At 72.9% G+C, this 17,710-nt stretch carries 15 protein-coding genes; 8 read left to right on the forward strand and 7 right to left on the reverse strand.

The features are described 5' to 3' along the window. The first annotated feature begins 14 nt into the window (after positions 1-14). Genes ACQEVI_RS25615 through ACQEVI_RS25625 form a run of 3 tightly spaced genes read left to right on the forward strand, consistent with a single transcriptional unit; the run spans position 15 to position 4,545 of the window. Positions 15-863: a carbohydrate ABC transporter permease gene (locus tag ACQEVI_RS25615; RefSeq protein ID WP_432904711.1), complete on the forward strand. Its 849-nt coding sequence runs from the start codon at positions 15-17 to the stop codon at positions 861-863. Continuing rightward, the gene (locus tag ACQEVI_RS25620; RefSeq protein ID WP_432904714.1) at positions 860-2,302 is read left to right on the forward strand and encodes a Gfo/Idh/MocA family protein; all 1,443 of its coding nucleotides are present in this window, start codon (positions 860-862) and stop codon (positions 2,300-2,302) included. Before ACQEVI_RS25615 ends, ACQEVI_RS25620 begins: the two co-directional genes overlap by 4 nt. Beyond that, on the forward strand, positions 2,299-4,545 hold the full coding sequence (locus ACQEVI_RS25625; protein WP_432904717.1) for an alpha-N-acetylglucosaminidase TIM-barrel domain-containing protein: 2,247 nt from the start codon (positions 2,299-2,301) through the stop codon (positions 4,543-4,545). The genes ACQEVI_RS25620 and ACQEVI_RS25625 overlap by 4 nt, the downstream gene beginning before the upstream one ends. A gap of 22 nt (positions 4,546-4,567) precedes the next feature. On the opposite strand, the gene ACQEVI_RS25630 is transcribed toward ACQEVI_RS25625, so the two are convergent. The 3 genes from ACQEVI_RS25630 to ACQEVI_RS25640 are packed head-to-tail and all read right to left on the reverse strand — an operon-like array spanning position 4,568 to position 7,662. Next, positions 4,568-5,971 (reverse strand): UTP--glucose-1-phosphate uridylyltransferase, encoded by a 1,404-nt coding sequence (locus ACQEVI_RS25630; RefSeq protein ID WP_432904720.1) that lies wholly within the window; start codon positions 5,969-5,971, stop codon positions 4,568-4,570. 22 nt (positions 5,972-5,993) lie between these two features. Then, on the reverse strand, positions 5,994-6,614 hold the full coding sequence (locus ACQEVI_RS25635) for an L-threonylcarbamoyladenylate synthase (protein ID WP_432904723.1): 621 nt from the start codon (positions 6,612-6,614) through the stop codon (positions 5,994-5,996). A gap of 52 nt (positions 6,615-6,666) precedes the next feature. Then, positions 6,667-7,662 carry a threonine ammonia-lyase gene (locus tag ACQEVI_RS25640; protein WP_432904726.1) on the reverse strand — a complete coding sequence of 332 codons (996 nt, stop codon included), beginning with the start codon at positions 7,660-7,662 and terminating at the stop codon, positions 6,667-6,669. 95 nt (positions 7,663-7,757) lie between these two features. Between ACQEVI_RS25640 and ACQEVI_RS25645 the strand changes: the two genes are divergently transcribed. Further along, complete coding sequence (locus ACQEVI_RS25645) at positions 7,758-8,678, forward strand: LysR family transcriptional regulator (RefSeq protein WP_432904729.1); 921 nt, start codon at positions 7,758-7,760, stop codon at positions 8,676-8,678. 62 nt (positions 8,679-8,740) lie between these two features. Further along, the gene (locus tag ACQEVI_RS25650) at positions 8,741-9,199 is read left to right on the forward strand and encodes a hypothetical protein (protein WP_432904732.1); all 459 of its coding nucleotides are present in this window, start codon (positions 8,741-8,743) and stop codon (positions 9,197-9,199) included. A gap of 28 nt (positions 9,200-9,227) precedes the next feature. Here ACQEVI_RS25650 and ACQEVI_RS25655 read toward each other — a convergent pair whose 3' ends face one another. Together ACQEVI_RS25655 and ACQEVI_RS25660 are read right to left on the reverse strand one after the other, a co-directional pair. Further along, complete coding sequence (locus tag ACQEVI_RS25655; RefSeq protein ID WP_432904735.1) at positions 9,228-9,800, reverse strand: DinB family protein; 573 nt, start codon at positions 9,798-9,800, stop codon at positions 9,228-9,230. Then, positions 9,797-10,681, reverse strand: a complete 885-nt coding sequence (locus ACQEVI_RS25660; RefSeq protein ID WP_432904739.1) for a class I SAM-dependent methyltransferase — start codon at positions 10,679-10,681, stop codon at positions 9,797-9,799. The genes ACQEVI_RS25655 and ACQEVI_RS25660 overlap by 4 nt, the downstream gene beginning before the upstream one ends. Positions 10,682-10,811: 130 nt before the next feature. Here ACQEVI_RS25660 and ACQEVI_RS25665 point away from each other — a divergent pair, with 130 nt between their 5' ends. After that, positions 10,812-11,888 (forward strand): hypothetical protein, encoded by a 1,077-nt coding sequence (locus ACQEVI_RS25665; RefSeq protein WP_432904754.1) that lies wholly within the window; start codon positions 10,812-10,814, stop codon positions 11,886-11,888. Positions 11,889-11,892: 4 nt separating this feature from the next. Here ACQEVI_RS25665 and ACQEVI_RS25670 read toward each other — a convergent pair whose 3' ends face one another. Beyond that, the gene (locus ACQEVI_RS25670; RefSeq protein WP_432904757.1) at positions 11,893-12,804 is read right to left on the reverse strand and encodes a DMT family transporter; all 912 of its coding nucleotides are present in this window, start codon (positions 12,802-12,804) and stop codon (positions 11,893-11,895) included. A gap of 436 nt (positions 12,805-13,240) precedes the next feature. Here ACQEVI_RS25670 and ACQEVI_RS25675 point away from each other — a divergent pair, with 436 nt between their 5' ends. Continuing rightward, on the forward strand, positions 13,241-15,268 hold the full coding sequence (locus ACQEVI_RS25675; RefSeq protein ID WP_432904760.1) for an HNH endonuclease: 2,028 nt from the start codon (positions 13,241-13,243) through the stop codon (positions 15,266-15,268). 226 nt (positions 15,269-15,494) lie between these two features. Here the strand turns inward: ACQEVI_RS25675 and ACQEVI_RS25680 are convergent, their stop codons facing one another. Continuing rightward, positions 15,495-16,175, reverse strand: a complete 681-nt coding sequence (locus ACQEVI_RS25680; RefSeq protein WP_432904763.1) for a pyridoxamine 5'-phosphate oxidase family protein — start codon at positions 16,173-16,175, stop codon at positions 15,495-15,497. A 101-nt stretch (positions 16,176-16,276) separates the two neighbouring features. Here ACQEVI_RS25680 and ACQEVI_RS25685 point away from each other — a divergent pair, with 101 nt between their 5' ends. Next, positions 16,277-17,668 carry a PLP-dependent aminotransferase family protein gene (locus tag ACQEVI_RS25685; RefSeq protein WP_432904766.1) on the forward strand — a complete coding sequence of 464 codons (1,392 nt, stop codon included), beginning with the start codon at positions 16,277-16,279 and terminating at the stop codon, positions 17,666-17,668. The last annotated feature ends 42 nt before the right edge of the window (positions 17,669-17,710 follow it).

The raw sequence follows: 17,710 nt of genomic DNA on the forward strand, positions 1-17,710 counted from the left end.
ATGGGGGGGCAGTCATGAACGGCATCCGGCCCACCCGTGCCGCACGCGTCGGACGCGGCGTGGTGGTCACCGTCGCGCTCCTGTGGTCGCTGGGGCCCGTGCTGTACGGCGTGGTGCTCTCGGTGCGGCCGTACGGCGAGGTGGTCCGCGACCCGCTCGGCCTGCCGTCCGGGCTCGACCTGTCCGCCTTCACGACGGCGATGCGGGACGAGGCCGACGGCGGGTTCGGGCTGGGCCGCTTCGTGCTCAACTCGCTCGGCGTCGCCGTCGGGACCGTCGCGCTGAGCATCCTGGCGTGCGTGCTCGGCGCGTACGCCGCCGCCCGTCTGCGATACCGCGGCCGGGCCGTCACGAACGGCATCATCCTGGCGGTGTACCTGTTCCCCGGGATCGTGCTGGCAGTGCCGAAGTTCGTCATCCTGTCCCGCCTCGGCCTGACCAGCACCCTGGTGGGCCTCCTGATCGTCTACGTGGCGGCCACGGTGCCCGTCGCGCTCTACATGATGCGGAACTTCTTCCTGGCGCTGCCGCAGAGCGTCGAGGAGGCGGCGATCATGGACGGCTGCACGCTACCCCAGCTCCTGGTCCGGGTGGTGCTGCCGATCGCGATCCCCGGCGTCGTCGCCACCGCCATCTACGTGTTCATGATCGCCTGGAACGAGTACTTCTACGCCCTGCTGTTCCTGGTGCAGCACCGCGACCTCTGGACCGCGCCGCTCGGCATCGCGCAGCTCGGCGACTTCCAGGTGCCGGTCACCGTGCTCCTGGCCGGCTCCATCGCGGTGACGGTACCCGTGGTCATCGTCTTCTTCCTCGCGCAGCGGTACATCGTGTCGGGCCTGGTCCAGGGGGCGGAGCGATGACGACGCCCCCGGTCCGGCCGCCCGTCAGGCTGGCCGTCCTCGGAGCCGGCGGCCGCGGCGCCGACGCCTACGGCCGCTGGGTCCGGGCGCACCCCGACCGTGCGCGGATCGCGGCCGTGGCCGACCCGGACGCGACCCGTCTGGCGGCCCTGGCCGGCACGACCGCCGCCCGCTACGCCGACTGGACCGACCTGGTCGCGGACCTCGGCCGGCTGCGGCCCGCCGCCGTGATCGTCGCACTGCCCGACGCCCTCCATGTCGCCGCGGCCACGGCGGTCGCGCAGCACGACGATCACGGCGGCGGGCTGCCGATGCTGCTGGAGAAGCCCGCCGCGCCGACACTCACCGCCCTGACCGACCTGGCGGGCGTGGTGCGCCGGACGGGCGCCCGGATCGCCGTCGGGCACGTGCTGCGGTTCGCGCCGTTCTGGCGGGCGGTGCGGGCCGTCGTCGAGGCGGGTGCCCTCGGCGACCTCGCGACCATCGAGGTGCGCGAGAACATCGGGTTCTGGCACTTCGCGCACTCGTTCGTCCGGGGCAACTGGCGCAACGCCGCCGAGTCGAGCCCCATGGTGCTCGCCAAGACCTGCCACGACCTCGACCTGATCCGCTGGCTCGCCGGGTCGGCGCCCCGGACCGTGGCGAGCGAGGGTTCGCTGCTGCACTTCCGCCCCGAGCACGCACCGGAGGGCGCCCCCGCCCGCTGCACCGACGGCTGTCCCGCCGCCGCGGACTGCCCGTTCCACGCGCCGCGCTACTACCTGGACGCGCTGCGCGACGTCACGGGTCATCCGGTCACGATGCTCGGCGACGACCTGTCCCCCGCCGGCCGCCTGGCCGCCCTGCGGCGCGGGCCGTACGGGCGCTGCGTCTACCACTGCGACAACGACGTCGCCGACCACCAGCAGACCCTCCTGCGGTTCCCCTCCGGCCTGACCGCGACGCTCACAGCCAGCGCGTTCACCGCCGAGAACACGCGGCACCTGGCGATCACCGGCACGCGCGGGCAGCTGCACGGGCACATGGAGTCGGGCGAGATCCGGGTGGACCTGTTCTCGCCGTCGGGCCGGCTGCCGGACGCCGTCCTGGGCGCCCTGCCGGGCGTGGAGCTCGTCGAGTCCGGCACGGACGGGCCGCTCGGCCACGCCACCCACTCGCTCGTGGCCCACCCGGCCCCGGAATCCGGTCACGCCGGCGGCGACGACGGTCTCATGGACGCGTTCTGCCGGGCGGTGGTCGACGGCACCGTCGGTTCGGGCGAGCTGTCGTTCGCCACGGCGCTGGACAGCCACCTCATGGCGTTCGCCGCGGAGCGGTCGCGTGCGGGTGCGGGCGTGGTGGACTTCGGGCGGTGGTCCGGCGCGGCGCTCGGCTCCCCGGGCGCGGGACCCTGCCAGGACGGCACGGGCCAGGACAACACTGTCCGGAGCGCGCTGTGAGCGCGACGAGCGCGTGGGCGGACGCCGTCCGCGGCGTCGCCGAGCGGGCCGGCCTGGACCCGCGGCAGGTCACGGTCGAGGGCGCCGGGATCGAGACCAACCAGTCCGACACCGCCGGGTACCGAGCCGAGGCCGGCCACCTGACGATCCGGGCGACCGACGCGGTGGCGGCGTCCGTCGCGCTGGCCCGGTACGTCCGCGACAACCTGGGGACGCGGCTGACCTGGCAGCGGGCGCGCGTCAGCGCGAGCCCCCTGCCCGACGCGCCCCCCACCACCGTCTCGTCGCCGCACGAGGTGCGGTACTACCTGAACGTCGTGACCTTCGGGTACTCGACGCCGTTCTGGGGCTGGGACCGCTGGGAGCGCGAGGTCGACTGGATGGCGCTGCACGGCATCACGCACCCGCTGATGCTGGTGGCACACGAGGCGGTGCTGGCCGAGACGTTCCGCCGGGCCGGTCTGCCCGACGCCGAGGCCGCACGCTGGCTGGGCGGCGCCGCCCACTTCCCGTGGACGTTCATGGGCGGCATGCACTCGTTCGGCGGTCCGCTGCCGGCGCGCTGGGCCGAGCGCCGCGTCGACCTGGCCCGGCGCATCCTTGACCGGATGCGCGAGCTCGGCATGACGCCGGTGCTCCCCGCGTTCGGCGGGCACGTCCCGCCCGCCCTCGCGGGTCCCGGGCCGGACGACGACCCCGCCGACGACCACCCAGCCGGCGAGATCGAGTGGCAGGGCTGGCGCATCCCCCTCCTGCACCCGGAGTCGCGTCGTTTCCGGGAGCTGTTCGCGACCTTCGCGCAGGTCCAGCGCGAGCTGCTCGGCCCGGGGTCGGGGCACTACGCCGTCGACCCGTACATCGAGTCGGTCCCGCCGTCGGGCGACGTCGAGTACCTGCGCGCCGCCGGCCGCGGCACGTACCGGGCCCTCGCCGCCGCGGATCCCGACGCCGTCTGGGTGCTCCAGGGCTGGCCCTTCCACTACAAGGGCGCGTTCTGGACGCCCGACCGGGTAGCCGCGTACCTGCGCGACGTCCCCGTCGACCGCACGCTCGTCCTGGACCTCTGGGGTGAGCACGTACCGCTGCACACGGCCCTCCTGGCCGACGGCGCCCCGCTCGCCGGGCGGCCCTGGGTCTGGTGCGCGCTGCACAACTTCGGCGGCCGGCCGGCGCTGTTCGGCGACCTGCGCGGCCTGGTCCGGGACACACACGCCCTGCCCGACGGCGTACCCCACCTGCACGGGATCGGTCTCGCCCCCGAGGCCATCGAGAACAACGAGGTCTTCTACGAGCTGGCGACCGACCTCGCCTGGGACGACGCGCCGCGCTCCCCCACGGAGCTCGACCGCTGGCTGGACCGGTTCGTGCTGGACCGGTACGGGCTGACCGGTGAGCTACGGGCGAACCTGGCCCAGACAGCGCTACGCGCTTGGCACACTATTTATTCGACCCTCCACGGCGAGGGCCGCACCCGTTCCGTCCCGACGCCCGTCATCGCTCGTCCCTGGAGCGCGGGCCTGCCGTTCCCCGCCCAGCGCAGCGCGGGCGAGGCCATCGGGAACGTGCCCCCGACGCCGTCGTCCGACATCGACGCCGAGAACGACCCCGCCGTCGCAGCCGCGCTCCCCCGCCTCGACCGGGCGGTGCGGCAGCTGACCGAGGTCCGCGACAACCTCCCGGAATCCCTGCCCAGCTCCGCGTCCAGCTCTGCGCCCGACCCCGTAGCGAACCCAGCGCGCGACCTCCTGAGCGCCGACATCGCCGAGCTGGCGGGCCACGTTCTCGCGCAGGGCACCCGGGCGCACGTGCGGGGCATCCTGGCGGCGGCACGCGCGGGCGACCCGGACGGCGTCCGCACCCACATGAGCCGTCTGCGCGCCGACCTGCTGCGGCTCGACGACCTGGCCGGCGCCCGCCCCGAGACCCGGCTCTCCACCTGGGTCGACGCTGCCCGCGCCTGGGGCGACACCGACGCAGAGCGGGACGCCATGGAGCGCGAGGCGCGGAGCCTGGTCAGCGTCTGGGGTGGGCAGCACAACGGCCTGCACGACTACTCGGGCAGGCACTGGCAGGGCCTGGTCCGGGACCTCTACCTGCCGCGCTGGCAGGCCTGGGCGGACTGGCTGGCCGACGCCGCCGCGCACGGCCCGGTCCCACCGGACACCGACCCGGCCCCACTACACGAACGCGTAGTAGCGCTGGAGGAGACCTGGCGAGCACGCACACGATCCGGCACACGATGATCGGTAGAGCCGAACCCCGCGCTCAGAAGCCTTCCGGGCCCACCGTCACGCCGTCGGGCACCGTGCCGCCGTCGCCCGTGAGCTGCCCCTTGCCCTCCACCCGCACGCCGGACCCGAAGGTCCAGTCGCCGCGGACCGTCAGCGAGTCCGCGTCGCGCAGCGACGGCGCGCCCGCGGCGAACCGTTCGGTGAAGCCGTCGATGAGCTTGTAGTGGTCCTTGTCGAGGTCCACGAGCGGTGCGAGGGCCTGTGCCTCGAGCCGGTAGTCGGGCGTCAGGTCGTAGACGTCCGACCGCAGCACGAGCAGGTCGTTGGTCGTCTTGACCGGCAGGAACCGCGAGCGCTCCACCTCGATCGCCGTCGCGCCCTCGAAGACGGCGACCGCGGCACCCATCGCGGACTCGATCTGCACGACCTCGGGCGACGACGGGTCCGACGGGTCGACGGTCTTGTCGTTGCGGATCAGCGGGAGCTCCAGCACCCCCGACGTCCGCTCGAGCTCGGCGCCCAGCGCCTCGAGGTTGAACCAGAGGTTGTTGGTGTGGAAGAACGGGTGGCGCGTGGCGTCCAGGGACGCGGCGACATCGTCGGGGTGGGTCTGCGCGGTCTCGCGCTGGACCACCTGGCCGTCGGCCTTGCGGATCACGAGCTGGCCGCCCTTGACGTCAGCGGGCGTCTTGCGACACAGCTCGGCGGCGTACGGGGCGCCGGACGCGGCGAACCAGCCGGCGATCGTGGCGTCCGGCGTGGCGCCGAGGTTGTCCGAGTTGGAGACGCACATGTACCGGAAGCCGGCCTCCAGCAGCGCGACGACGACACCGGACGCGTGCAGCGCCGGGTAGAGGTCGCCGTGGCCGGGCGGGCACCACTCGAGGTCGGGGTCCTTCTCCCAGGTGACCGGCGTGAGGTCCTGGCTGAGCAGCTTGGGCTCGCGGTTCTGCAGGAAGTCGATCGGCAGCCCGTCCACCGCGAGGTCGGGATAGCGCTCCAGCGCCGCGAGCGAGTCGTCGCGGGTACGAAAGGAGTTCATGAACAGCAGCGGGAGCCGGGCGCCGGTGGCCTCCCGGGCCGCGCGCACCTGACCGACGATGATGTCGAGGAACGTGAGGATCTCTGATCCGTCGGGTGCCTCCCGCACCGGCAGCAGCGACTTCGCCTGGTCCATGCCCATGGACGTGCCGAGCCCGCCGTTGAGCTTGAGCATCGCGGTCTTCGCGAGGGCGGCGGCCGCCTCGTCGTCACCGATGGTCAGCTCGGCGCGGTTCGGGATGTCGACCAGCGGGTCGATGTCGTCCTCGCGGATCATGCCGCTCGCACCCGACTGCAGCAGGTGGTAGAACCGCGTGAACGTCTCGATGGCGGCGGGCGCCACGCCGGCTTCGGTCATCTTGGTACGGGCCTGCTCGAGCCCGGTGAGGTCCGTCATGGGCACAGGTTATTCGAAGCGGTCACTCAAAACGCGCAGGATCCCCGGCACCTACGCGCACGACGTCGGGGAACCCGTCGGACCAGTCGATGACGGTCGTGGGCTCGGTCCCGGCGTCCCCGCCGTCGACCACGGCGTCGAGCAGGTGGTCGAGCTCTTCCTTGATGGTCCAGCCGTCCGTCATCGGCTCGGCCTGGTCCGGCAGGATCAGCGTGGACGAGAGCAGCGGCTCCCCCAGCTCACGCAGCAGCGCCTGCGTGACGGCGGAGTCGGGGATGCGCACGCCCACCGTCTTCTTCTTGGGGTGGGCGAGCCGGCGCGGGACCTCGGCGGTGGCCGGGAGGATGAACGTGTACGGCCCCGGCGTGGCCGACTTGATCGCGCGGAACGCCGAGTTGTCGAGCTTCACGAGCTGCCCGAGCTGCGCGAAGTCCGAGCACACCAGCGTGAAGTGGTGCTTGTCGTCGAGCTTGCGGATGCTGCGGATGCGGTCCGCGCCGTCGTGGTATTCCATCCGGCAGCCCAGCGCGTAGGAGGAGTCGGTCGGGTAGGCGACCAGGGCGTCGTCGCGCAGCATGGCGACGACCTGCGCGATGCTGCGCGGCTGGGGGTCGACGGGGTGGACGTCGAAGTAGCGGGCCATGCCGCCGAGCCTAGTCGGGCCCGGATACCTGCGCAGCGCTCACACGACGGACTCACAGGACGGACAGGGCCCGCCGCAGCTCGTCCCCGCTGGCGTTCCCGCCGGTGCACACGACGCCGACGTCGCGGCCCGCGAAACGATCCGGATCGGCGAGGACCGCCGCGAGCGCCGCGGCGCCGGCGCCTTCGGCGACGGTGTGCGCGCCGGTGAGGTACAGGTGCTGGGCGGCGGTGATCTGCTCGTCGGTGACGAGGACGAAGTCGGTGAGGTGCTCGCGCATGAGGGTCTGGGTGGTCTCGAAACCGCAGCCGACGGCGAGGCCTTCGGCGCGGGTGCTGTTGGCGCGCTCGACGAGGGCTCCGGCGTGCCAGGAGTCGTGGGCGGCGGGCGAGGCGGCGGACTGGACGCCGATCACCGCGGTGCCCGGGGCGACGGCGGCGGCGACCAGGCTCGCGGCGGCGGCGCCGGACCCGCCTCCGACGGGTACGACGAGGACGTCGAGTCCGGGGGCCTGCTGGAACAGCTCGAGGTAGAGGGTGCCGACGCCGGCGATGATGCCGGGTTCGTTGGCCGCGCCGACGAGGCGGGCGCCCGAGCTCTCGGCGAGCGCGGTGGCCTGGGCGCGGGCGTCGTCGAAGTTGGCGCCGTGCAGCAGCACGTCGGCGCCCTGGTCGAGGACTGCCCGGAGCTTGACCGGGTTGGGGTCGTCGGGCATGACGATGGTGCAGGCGGTGCCGGTGAGGCGGGCGGCGTAGGCGACGCCCTGGGCGTGGTTGCCGGTGGAGTAGGCGACGACGCCGCGGGCGCGTTCGGCGTCGGACATGGAGAGCAGGAGGTTGCTGGCGCCGCGGGCCTTGAAGGCTCCGGTGCGTTGCTGGTTCTCGTGCTTGACGACGATCGCGGCGTCGGTGGCGCGGTCGAGCTCGGCGTACTGCCCGACGGGGGTGCGGACGACGACGCCCTCCAGGCGGGCCTGTGCGGCGAGGACGTCGGCGATGGTCGGCGGGGCCGGGGCCGAGAGCCGGGGCGGGAGGGTCGCGAGCGTCATGGTTCCAGCGTGACCCCCGCATGACCCATAGGTCCAATACCTATTACGAAGATTTTCGATCGATAACGCCTATCTTTCTGGGTTAGCCTGGTGTCATGACCGCAGAGCTCGACCTGACCCGGCTGCGTGTCCTCGCGGCGGTGGCCCGTACCGGTTCCGTCACGGCGGCAGCGAAGGAGCTGCACTACGCGCAGCCATCGGTGAGTCACCACCTGTCCCGCCTGGAGGCCGACGCGGGGATCCCCCTGCTCCAGCGGCACGGCCGCGGCGTCCGCCTCACCGAGGCCGGCCGCCTCCTCGCGACGCGCGCCGAGGAGATCCTGGGCCGCGTCGAGGGCGCACGCCGCGAGCTCGACGCGCTCGCCGGCCTGCGTGCGGGCCGCGCCAGGCTCGCCGCGTTCCCCTCCGCGCTGGCCACCGTGGTGCCCGACGCCGTCGCCCGGCTGCAGCAGGAGCATCCTGGCCTCTCCGTGGGTTTGGTGGAGCACGAGCCGCCGGACGCCGTCGCCGCCCTGCAGTCGGGCGCCGTCGACGTCGCGCTGGTGTTCGAGCACACGGACGTGCGCCACGCGCGGTCCATGGACGACCTGTCGCGCTACGAGTCCACGACGATCCTCGACGACCCGGTCCACCTCGTGACGGCAGTCGACCTCGACGCGGCTCCCGTACCGGGGTTCGTGCCGGACCTGAAGCTGCTCGACGACGCGGAGTGGATCGCCGGCTGCGAACGATGTCGCGCCGACATGGTGGCCCGCTGCGCCGCCGTGGGGTTCGCGCCGCGCATCGCGTTCGAGACCGACGACTACGTGGCGGTCCAGGCCCTGGTGGCCGCAGGGGCGGGCGTGAGCCTGCTGCCCGGGCTCACGCTCCGCGCCCACCGCAACCCCGGGATCGCGAACGCTCCCCTGCCGGGCGCCGTGCGCCGGGTCATGGCGCTGACCGTCGGGCCGCCCGCGCCGCCCGCCGAGGCCCTGATTCGGCAGCTCGTCGCGGCAGGCGCTAACGTCCCACTGTGACCACGGCCACTTCGCCGCACGCTGCCGGCTGAGGACTGACCGAGGACGGACGAACAAGCCCGATGCTCCTGCTGTCCACCTTCTTCTACTCCGCGGGCTCCGCCGTGGCGGCCTTCATGGCGCTCGAGGCGTACCTGGCCGTCGCCGCGACCAACGACACCTACCCGAGCGTGCTGCTGGCGGCCGTGGCCGCGACCGGGCAGATCACCGGCAAGCTGCTCTGGTACTGGGCCGGCGCCGGGACCACCCGCCTGCCGTGGCTGCGCCGCAAGCTGGAGTCCCCGAAGGCCGCCGCCGCGATGACCCGCTGGCGCGACCGGACCGACGGGCGCCCCGTCTACATGGGCCTGGTGCTGCTCGCCTCCGCGTTCGCGGGCCTCCCGCCGTTCATGGTGATGTCGGTGGTCGCGGGCGTGCTGCGCGTGCGGCTGTGGCTGTTCATCAGCACCGGTCTGGTCGGCCGGTTCTTCCGGTTCTGGATAGTGCTCGAGGCGGCCGACTACGCGTGGCTGCTGCTCTGAGCCCTCCGGGGCGTCAGGGGTTGGGTCGTCAGAGGTCCGTCGCGCCGTCCAGGGCCTCGCGCAGCAGGTCGGCGTGCCCCGCGTGCCGGGAGTACTCCTCCACCATGTGCACGAGGATCCAGCGCAGCGAGATGGGGCCCCTGCGGCCGGGCCGCGCGGTGGTCCGGTCCAGGACGCCCGCGCCGGGCGGCGGCACCTCGCTCAGTACCTCGTCGAGGATCCGCTCGGAGGCCGCGACGGCGTCGTCGAACAGCGCGGTGAGCTGCTCGGGTGTGTCCTCGAGGGCGCTGTGCCAGTCCCAGTCGGAGTCTGCCTCCCAGTCCACCGTGTCCCAGGGCGGGGCCGGCTCGTTGCCGGCCAGCCGCACGTTGAACCAGACGTCCTCGACGTACGCCAGGTGCTTGAGCATCCCCGCCAGCGTCATGGTCGACGGCGGGTGCGGCGTACGCAGCTGCTCCACCGTCAGGCCCTCGCACTGGCGGCGGATCGTGGCACGGTAGAAGTCGATGAACGACCGCAGGATCGTCAGCTCGTCGCCGACGATCGGCGGGTCGGTCCTCGGGACTGCGCTGGTCTCGGTGTCCGGCTGGGAAGTACTCATGGCGAGACAGTACCGATCGCCAGGACGTGCTGACTCATGTCGGCGACCCCGGGCGTCGTCGACAGCGCACGGGCCAGCGTGAGCGCGGCGTCGATCAGCTCAGGGGCCTCGGGGGCGTCGAGCCGCACCCGTTCCAGCGCCCCGCCGGCAGGCCCCTCGATGCCGTGCACGACGACGTCGGACAGTCCCGCTTCGGCGGCCTCCGCCGCGAGCTCCGCGGCGTCGTGGAAGTGGGCCACGGGGAACGCGATGCTGTCGGGGGCCCTGCCGTGCTCGAGGATCGCCTGCCAGGTCGCGGGTGGGAAGAGCTCGTAGCCGCCGCCGACCAGCCCCGCGAGCCGCGTGATCGCGGCCGCGACGACGGTGCCGCCCGGTCGGGTCACACGCACCGCCTCACGCAGGGCGAGCAGCCGGTCCTCGCGGCTCGCGAGGTGGTAGAGCGGGCCGAGGAGGAGCACCGCGTCGAACTCGCCGTCCACGAGGTCCAGATTCGGTGCGCCCAGGTTCCTGGCGTCGCCGACGCGCGCCTCGAACGTGCCGTGCTGCGCCGCTCGGGCGACCTGGGCGGCGACCGGGTCGACCAGCAGCACGTCGTAGCCGTCCTCCGCCAGCGGTGCGGCGTGCACCCCGGTGGCGCCGCCGACGTCGAGCACCCGCGCGCCAGGCGCGAGTCGCTGCCGGATCAGCTCCTGGGTCCTGGTGTGCTCCACGGAGCCCTGCGCCGAGCCGGCCGACAGCCGGGCATGCTCGTCCCAGCCAGTCCGGCCCGAGTAGTACTCCTGCACACGGGTGTCGACGGTGCCCTGGTCGGCCGCATACCGATCGGTCCGGCCGCAGTCGTGCCCGCCGGCTCGTCCGTTGCCGCTCGTCTCGCTCACCATGGCGAGACCGTAGCGGCGCCCCGAGGCCGCCCGCCACGTGTTTCCAGCAGGAAAAAATTGTCTTCTTCACGCGAAACGAATCGTTACGTGTCCAGTAAGCCTCTTTTGCTCGGAGTGTGAGCATGGCAACATGCGCAAGGTGCACCTGATCCGAGAATTCGCACCTGACGCCTACGAGTTCGCGCTGTCGTCCTGGTCGTGGATCGGAACCGGTGACAAGACCCCGCGCTTCGCGTCCTGCTTCGGCGACATGTTCCTCGAGTCCCCTGACGGCTGGTGGTTCCTCGACACGGTGGAAGGCACGCTCGAACGCCGCTGGAGCTCCATGGACGGCATGTTCGCCGAACTCCAGGGCAGCGACGGCCGCGCCGAGTACCTCCTCGAGGAGACGTTGAACGCGGCCCTCGGCCAAGGGCTGCTGCTGGGCGAGGACGAGGTCTTCGCCTTCCTGCCGCCCCCGGCAGTGACCGGCACCATGTCCGTGAGCTCCCTGGCGCCGCTGCGCTTCGCCATCGCCGCGAACCTCGCCGGCCGCATCCACGGTGAGCTGAACGGCGTGCAGCCCGACGCCGGCGCGTCCGCCCTCTTCGCCGCCCAGCGGTACGCGGCGCAGCAGGCGGCGGCGCAGGCGGCTGCGGCGCAGGCCGCCGCCCAGGACGAGGCGGCCAGGGAGGCGGCCGCGCAGGAGGCGGCGGCGGAGCGGGCAGGGGGACAGCGGGCAGCGGGACAGCGGGCGGCGGCGCAGCGCGCTGCGGCAGCCCGGTCGGCTCAGCAGGCACCCGCACAGCGAGCAGCCGCGGTCCAGGCCGTGCCCGCCCGACAGGTTGTGCCCGCCCAGCGGGTCGCCGCAGCGCCGCCCACCTTCGACGCGCCCAACCCGCAGACCGACCGGTGGCAGCCCGCGGCGCAGCAGCCGATCACCGGCGCCTACCCCGTGTACCGGCCCGCCCCGGAGCCCGAGTACGCGGACGCCGGCTACGAGCCCCGGTACGCCGCGGGTTCGGAGCTGGACTACACCGGGGGCTACGTCGCCCCGGGCGGGAACGGCGGGTACGACTACGTGGACAACTCCCACACCGCCGACTCCGGGCAGTTCAGCCAGTACATCGCCGACCAGTACAACACCGGCCAGATGGCCGCCATCGACCACACGTCCGTCCCGGCACGGCAGGGGCCGCACCAGGACGGACGCTGGTCGTACGCCTGACGCGCTACTCCTCCAGACCCGCCACGGCCGCCAGGATCAGCACCGACCCCACGATCCCCAGGGGACCGAGCCGCTCCCCCAGCAGGACCGCGGCCGCGACCGCCGCCGTCACCGGCTCCAACAGCGTCGCGACGACCGCCGCGCCGCTGCGGGTCGTGCGCAGCCCGGCGTAGAAGAGGCCGTAGGCCAGCGCCATCGTGAAGATCCCGAGATAGGCGAGCGTGCCGAGCGCCGTCGGATCGCTCGTGACGAACGGTCCGCCGCCGACCAGCGCCACGGGGACGAGGCCGACGGCGCCCGCCGTCGTCGCGACCGTCGTCAGGGCGAGGGGGTCCACACCGTCGGACGCGAGCAGGGTGCTGCCGAGCGCCGTCGTCGCCGCGTAGACGGAGCCTGAGGCGATCGCCAGCAGCAGGCCGAGCACGGGCCGGGGCCCGACGGCGTTCGCGCCCGACGCTGTACCCGACGCCATGCTCACCAGCACGAGGCCGGACAGCGCGGAGCTCACGACGAGCGTCAGCCGGACGGTGCTCCTGGTCGCCGTCCGACGCCGGGCCCGGACGAGGTCGACGACCGCGAGGAGGACCGGAGCCAGCCCCAGGCTGACCACGGTCGCGACGGTGACACCGGCCGTGGCCACCGACCCGAAGTACAGCGCCTGGTAGGCGCCGGTCCCCAGGCCGACGACGACGGAGCGGGCCGGGTGCGCCCGCACAAGCGCCACGAGGCGCGGACCCCTGCGCAGGGCGAGCGAGGCGACGAGCAGCGCGCCGGCCGCGATGAGCATGCGGTAGGCGCTGACCGTGAGGACCGACATCGGCGCGTGGTCGCGCAGGATCTCAAGTGCGAGGCCGCCGGTGCCCCAGAGAATTCCGGCGAGGCATACGAAGAGCAGCCCGATACGAGTGGATGACATGTGTGCTCCTGGCCGGTCCCCGCGGGGTCCGGCCCGTTCCGAGGGAATTCCGAGGGCAGGGAATCGTCGTGGAGCACGCCCCAGCACCGGCCCGTGTGGGCCGGTCGTAGTGCCGCTCCGGTCAGACGACCGGGGGCGGCAGGACGGAACGAGTGGGAGTCACGATCGGGATGTTAGCAGCGCTTCTCGGGGTGGTGGTGGGGTGTCCGGTCGGGTCGGCCGGTCGAGTCGGCCGATCGAGTTGGTGGGCGTGTCGGTGTCGCTGGGTAGGGTCGTTGGCACGGGCTCTGTGGTGGAAGGAACGGCCGTTCGGCTACCCCAGTGCTTCCGGCGACATGGGTTGTCCACATCTTCGAATCTGGAGATGCGGAGCGCCTCTATCGAACATATATTCGATTCTGAGGGCACTTTTGATAGCGAGAGGGAGGTAAACGACATGGGTGGAAGCGTGGACGGCAGCACCGGGCCCACCACAGTTGTCGAGGGCTTCCTGCGCGATGCGCTGCTGCCCTCTCCCGTCGACCCGGCTCTCGACGCCGCAACGGCCGCATGCACGACCCTGACCTGGAATGCGATCCGCCACGACGGCGAAGGCAACCTACCGACCGCCACCGTCACGTGGCCCGGTCACAGCCTGGCCACGAAGGTCCGGAGCACGACGAACGTCACGGGCACGCCGGGCACGCCGGGCACCTCAGCCACTGACGGTGGCCCAGACGACGCGAGCTCCGGCGCACCGGCCGGGCTTGACCACTTGCCTGTCGGCGCGGGTCTGGTCGAGGTGCTGGCCGGTATCGAGGTCGCTGACCTGACAGACGATGTCCTGCTCGATGCCGCGGCACGCTGGCAGGACCTGATCTCCTGGGCCACCGCGATGCAGTCACGTGCGCTGGGCGAGATCGCCCGACGCCGGTCTTGGACCGAGGAACACAACGCCGCAGCCGCCGAGATCAGCGCCCGCCTGCGAGTCCCGCAACGCGAGGCGAACAAGCACCTCGCCCGCGGCGCCGGCCTGGCCGAGCACCCCCAGGTCATGAACGCCCTGCACGCAAGCCTGATCGATACCGCCAAGGCCGACATCCTGCTGCGCTCGGGCAACCCCCTGACCCACGAGGAACGCGACGAAGCGATCACCCGCTACCTACCCGAGGCACCCGACCGAACCCGCGGGTGGCTGCGGAACAAGATGAACGAGTTCGCCCACCAGCTCAACGGCACCCTGAAGACCACCAAGCACGCCATGGCCCGCCGCGCGGTCTACCTCGACCCGGCCGACAACACCATGGCCTGGGTCAGCGCGAACCTGCCCGCCCCCGACGCCGCAGCCGTCTGGGACGCGATCGAACAAGCCGCCCACACCCTGCGCCGCGCCCCGGGCAGCACCCGGACCCTGACCCAGGCCCGCGCCGACGCCCTCGTCGCGATCACCACCGGCCGCATCATCGTCCCACCCCACCCCGAGTGCGCCCAGGCCGACGGCAACGACGCGGCCACCAGCGCAGTCACCACGACCACCACTGACACGACCACCACACCGACGACGGCAGAGGCAGCTACGCCTGAGGCGACAGCGGTCACGCCAGAGGTAGCAGCAACGGCAGAGACAGCCGAGACCGCCGGGACCGCAGGGACTGCTCTGGCGGCGGTCTCGCACGAGGAGACGCTGCCCCGGACCACGGTCGCGGCCACGGGGTGCACCTGCGGCGGCTGCACCTGCGGCGGAACGACGATACGCGTGATCCAGGTCAAACCTCAGATCAGGGTCACGATCCCGGCCACCACGCTCCTGGGCCTGGACAGCGCCCCCGGACACCTCGAGGGGTACGGGCCGATCCCCGCGGACATCGCCGCCCAGATCGCGACCGACGCGACCTGGCAGCGTCTGCTGACCGATCCCACCACCGGGATCCTCACCGACTACTCCACCACCACCTACCAACCCGGCAAGATCCTGCGCCAAGCAGTCACCACCCGCGACCAGAGCTGCACCTTCCTGCAGTGCGAGCGACCCGCCCACTGGGCCGACCTGGACCACATCCAGCCCTTCGACCACGACCTCGACCCCACCAACCAGCCTCCCGGCACTCCAGGGCAGACACGCGCCACCAACCTGCAACCCCTGTGCCGCGCCCACCACCTCGCCAAGACCCACCACGGCTGGACCCCCGTGCGTGACCCCACCACCGGCACCACGACCTGGACCGCGCCCACCGGACACACCTACACCCGGCCACCCACCCAGACCGGCCAGGTCAGCAACGACATCACCAGCCTGAGCGACGACACCCGAGCACGCCTCGGACAACCACCACTCAACCAACGACCCACCACCACAGAACCGACGTCTGACGGATCGACGACTCACGGATCGAACACCGACGGGTCGAACACCGAACGGTCATCGGTCGAACTACCCACTACCGAACAGCGCCTGAACCGCTTCCCCGACGAACCACCCTTCTGAGGCAGCCCCACCGATCGGCAGCCCCCTCAGAGAGTTCACTCAGACAGCTCGCTCAGCAGGCCAGCTGATAGCTCAGGCTCGCCAACAGGGCGGCTCGTCGCTCAGCACGGTCAGTCAGTCAGCACGGCCAGGCAGGGAGGCGGCCGGACGGAAAGTCCAACAGTGCCCCGGGGGACATCAAGACCCCGTCACGCGCCGACGTCGAGCACGGACCCCGGCGGGCGCTTCACGCCTGGCCGAGCTCCGCCGCACGACGCAGGACCAGCTCCGGCACCGGCTCATTCACGTAGTCCTCGGTCACGGGCGCCGATGCGGCCCAGCGCACGGGAACGAGCCCGGCCCAGCCGGTCAGGTCCAGGTCCCCCGGCTCGAGCGTGGCGCCGCCCGCGCGCTGCTTCATCGAGGCCTCGGCCAGCGGCAGCGCGATGACCGCCGTCGCCGCGAGCTCCTTGCGCGTCGCGGGCGGAAGGGTCGCGGCCCGCCCGGGCATCATGTGGTCGACGACGAGGTCCAGCGCCAGGCGTCGTTCCTCCAGGTCGGTCACCCGGCGCGGTCGCCCTATCACGACCGCCGACCGGTAGTTCATCGAGTGGTGGAAGCCGGTCCGCGCCAGGACCAGCCCGTCGAGCTCGGTGACGGTCACGCAGATGTCCTGCTCCAGGGCCGGGGCGAGCCAGCCCGCGGCGACGGACCCGTGCAGGTAGAGCGAACCGCCGTCGTCGGGCCCGGAGGCATCGACGGCGAAGGCCGTCGGCAGCACGACCGGGTGTCCTCCGGCGACGACGCCCAGGTGCGCAACGAGCGCGTCCGAGAGCAGCGCCATGAGCTGACGCCGGTCCTCGACCTGGCGGTTGCGGCCGCGGGTCGGAGTGGTGCGCGGGGTCGGGGAGAGCTGCTGCGTCGTCATACCGCTAGCCTGGCCCGGAAGTGGCTGGTGGACACGGGCCAGTTCACCGCGATTCAAACAAGCCACTTGTCCCAGCCCCAGCCCCAGCCGGAGAAGACCTCATGCTCCCCGTCCGCCTCGACCGCACCCGCGCCGAGCCGCTCCCCGCACAGCTCGCCGGCACCGTCCGCGAGCTGGTGACCGGTGGCACGCTCACCGCGGGCGACCGCCTGCCCTCCAGCCGCGCCCTGGCGGCCGACCTGGGGGTGGCGCGCGCCGTCATCGAGCAGGCGTACGACCAGCTCCTGGCCGAGGCGTGGGTGGAGACGCGCCGTGGGTCGGGCACGTTCGTGGCGTCCGGCGGAGCGCTTCCCCCGGCCGCGCGCGCAGCACAGGCACACGCATCCGCGCACACGCCGGCACATGCCTCCGCTCCCCCGACCCGACCCCGAATCCGGCCGGCCACCCGCGAGCCGCAGCTCATCCGCCTCGACTCCGGGACGCCCTGGATCGACCCCAGGCACCTCGCGGGCTGGCGGCGGGCCTGGCGCGAGGTGTCCGCGGCGGTCCCGCCGCGGGGCTATCCCGATCCGCGCGGACTCCCCGACCTCCGCGAAGCACTCGCCGAACGGCTCGCCCGCACCCGCGGCATCGCGGTGCAGCCCGACGAGATCCTGGTCACCGCCGGCTCGACGGACGGCCTGCGGCAGCTCCTGGGGGCATTGCGCCCGGGGGACGTCCTCGTCGAGGACCCCGGCTACCGCGCGGCCGCCGAGTCGGTCCGGTCGGCCGGGCGCGGCGTCGTCGACCACCCTGCCCTCGAGCCCGTCACGGGCCTGGCCGGCTGCGCCGCCGCCTACGTCACGCCCGCACACCAGCACCCGCTGGGCCGGGTCATGCCGGCCGCGGACCGGCTCGCCCTGCTGGCGGCGGCCCGGGAGGCGGACGCGGTGGTGGTCGAGGACGACTACGACTCGGAGTTCCGGTACGACGTCGCCCCCGTGCCCGCCCTCGCGGCCCTCGACCGGTCCCGGGTCGCCTACCTGGGCACCGCCTCGAAGTCGGTGAGCCCGAGCCTGCGGCTGGGTTGGCTCGTCGCGCCGCCGGAGGTCCACGAGCGCCTGGTCCGGCGTCGCACGGTCACCCACGACACCCCACCCTGGCCCACCCAGCGCGCCATGCTCACCCTGCTGCGCGACGGCTGGGCCGACAAGGTCATGCGCACCGCCCGCCGGGTCTACGCGGACCGGGCGCCGCGCGTCGCAGCCGCCATGGCGCCGCACGCGGAGCTCGCCGGCCCGTTGGCGGGGATGTACTCGACCTGGCTGACGGACCCGGCGTCGGCCGAGCGGGCACGCGCGGCAGGGCGCGGCGCCGGCTTCGACGTCCCGATCCTCGCCGACTACTGCCGCAGCGCCCGCCTGACGGGGCTGGTGCTCGGCTTCGGCGGGGTGACCGACGCGGAGCTGGACCGCGCGCTCGACGCGATCGTCGACGGCCTGGCCCGGAGGTGAACCCTTTCGAGGTCCACCCCGTCAGACCACCCCGGCAGACCC

Origin of the sequence: Promicromonospora sp. CA-289599, from assembly GCF_050936155.1 — a bacterium.
Classification (GTDB): domain Bacteria; phylum Actinomycetota; class Actinomycetes; order Actinomycetales; family Cellulomonadaceae; genus Promicromonospora.

Excerpts from the sequence above, each read along its gene's own strand:
- ACQEVI_RS25615 (WP_432904711.1), top strand. The coding sequence starts at position 15 with ATGAACGGCATCCGGCCCACCCGTGCCGCACGCGTCGGACGCGGCGTG.
- ACQEVI_RS25620 (WP_432904714.1), top strand. The coding sequence starts at position 860 with ATGACGACGCCCCCGGTCCGGCCGCCCGTCAGGCTGGCCGTCCTCGGA.
- ACQEVI_RS25630 (WP_432904720.1), bottom strand. The coding sequence starts at position 5,971 with ATGACGGACCTCACCGGGCTCGAGCAGGCCCGTACCAAGATGACCGAA.
- ACQEVI_RS25635 (WP_432904723.1), bottom strand. The coding sequence starts at position 6,614 with ATGGCCCGCTACTTCGACGTCCACCCCGTCGACCCCCAGCCGCGCAGC.
- ACQEVI_RS25640 (WP_432904726.1), bottom strand. The coding sequence starts at position 7,662 with ATGACGCTCGCGACCCTCCCGCCCCGGCTCTCGGCCCCGGCCCCGCCG.
- ACQEVI_RS25645 (WP_432904729.1), top strand. The coding sequence starts at position 7,758 with ATGACCGCAGAGCTCGACCTGACCCGGCTGCGTGTCCTCGCGGCGGTG.
- ACQEVI_RS25650 (WP_432904732.1), top strand. The coding sequence starts at position 8,741 with ATGCTCCTGCTGTCCACCTTCTTCTACTCCGCGGGCTCCGCCGTGGCG.
- ACQEVI_RS25655 (WP_432904735.1), bottom strand. The coding sequence starts at position 9,800 with ATGAGTACTTCCCAGCCGGACACCGAGACCAGCGCAGTCCCGAGGACC.
- ACQEVI_RS25660 (WP_432904739.1), bottom strand. The coding sequence starts at position 10,681 with ATGGTGAGCGAGACGAGCGGCAACGGACGAGCCGGCGGGCACGACTGC.
- ACQEVI_RS25665 (WP_432904754.1), top strand. The coding sequence starts at position 10,812 with ATGCGCAAGGTGCACCTGATCCGAGAATTCGCACCTGACGCCTACGAG.
- ACQEVI_RS25670 (WP_432904757.1), bottom strand. The coding sequence starts at position 12,804 with ATGTCATCCACTCGTATCGGGCTGCTCTTCGTATGCCTCGCCGGAATT.
- ACQEVI_RS25675 (WP_432904760.1), top strand. The coding sequence starts at position 13,241 with ATGGGTGGAAGCGTGGACGGCAGCACCGGGCCCACCACAGTTGTCGAG.
- ACQEVI_RS25680 (WP_432904763.1), bottom strand. The coding sequence starts at position 16,175 with ATGACGACGCAGCAGCTCTCCCCGACCCCGCGCACCACTCCGACCCGC.
- ACQEVI_RS25685 (WP_432904766.1), top strand. The coding sequence starts at position 16,277 with ATGCTCCCCGTCCGCCTCGACCGCACCCGCGCCGAGCCGCTCCCCGCA.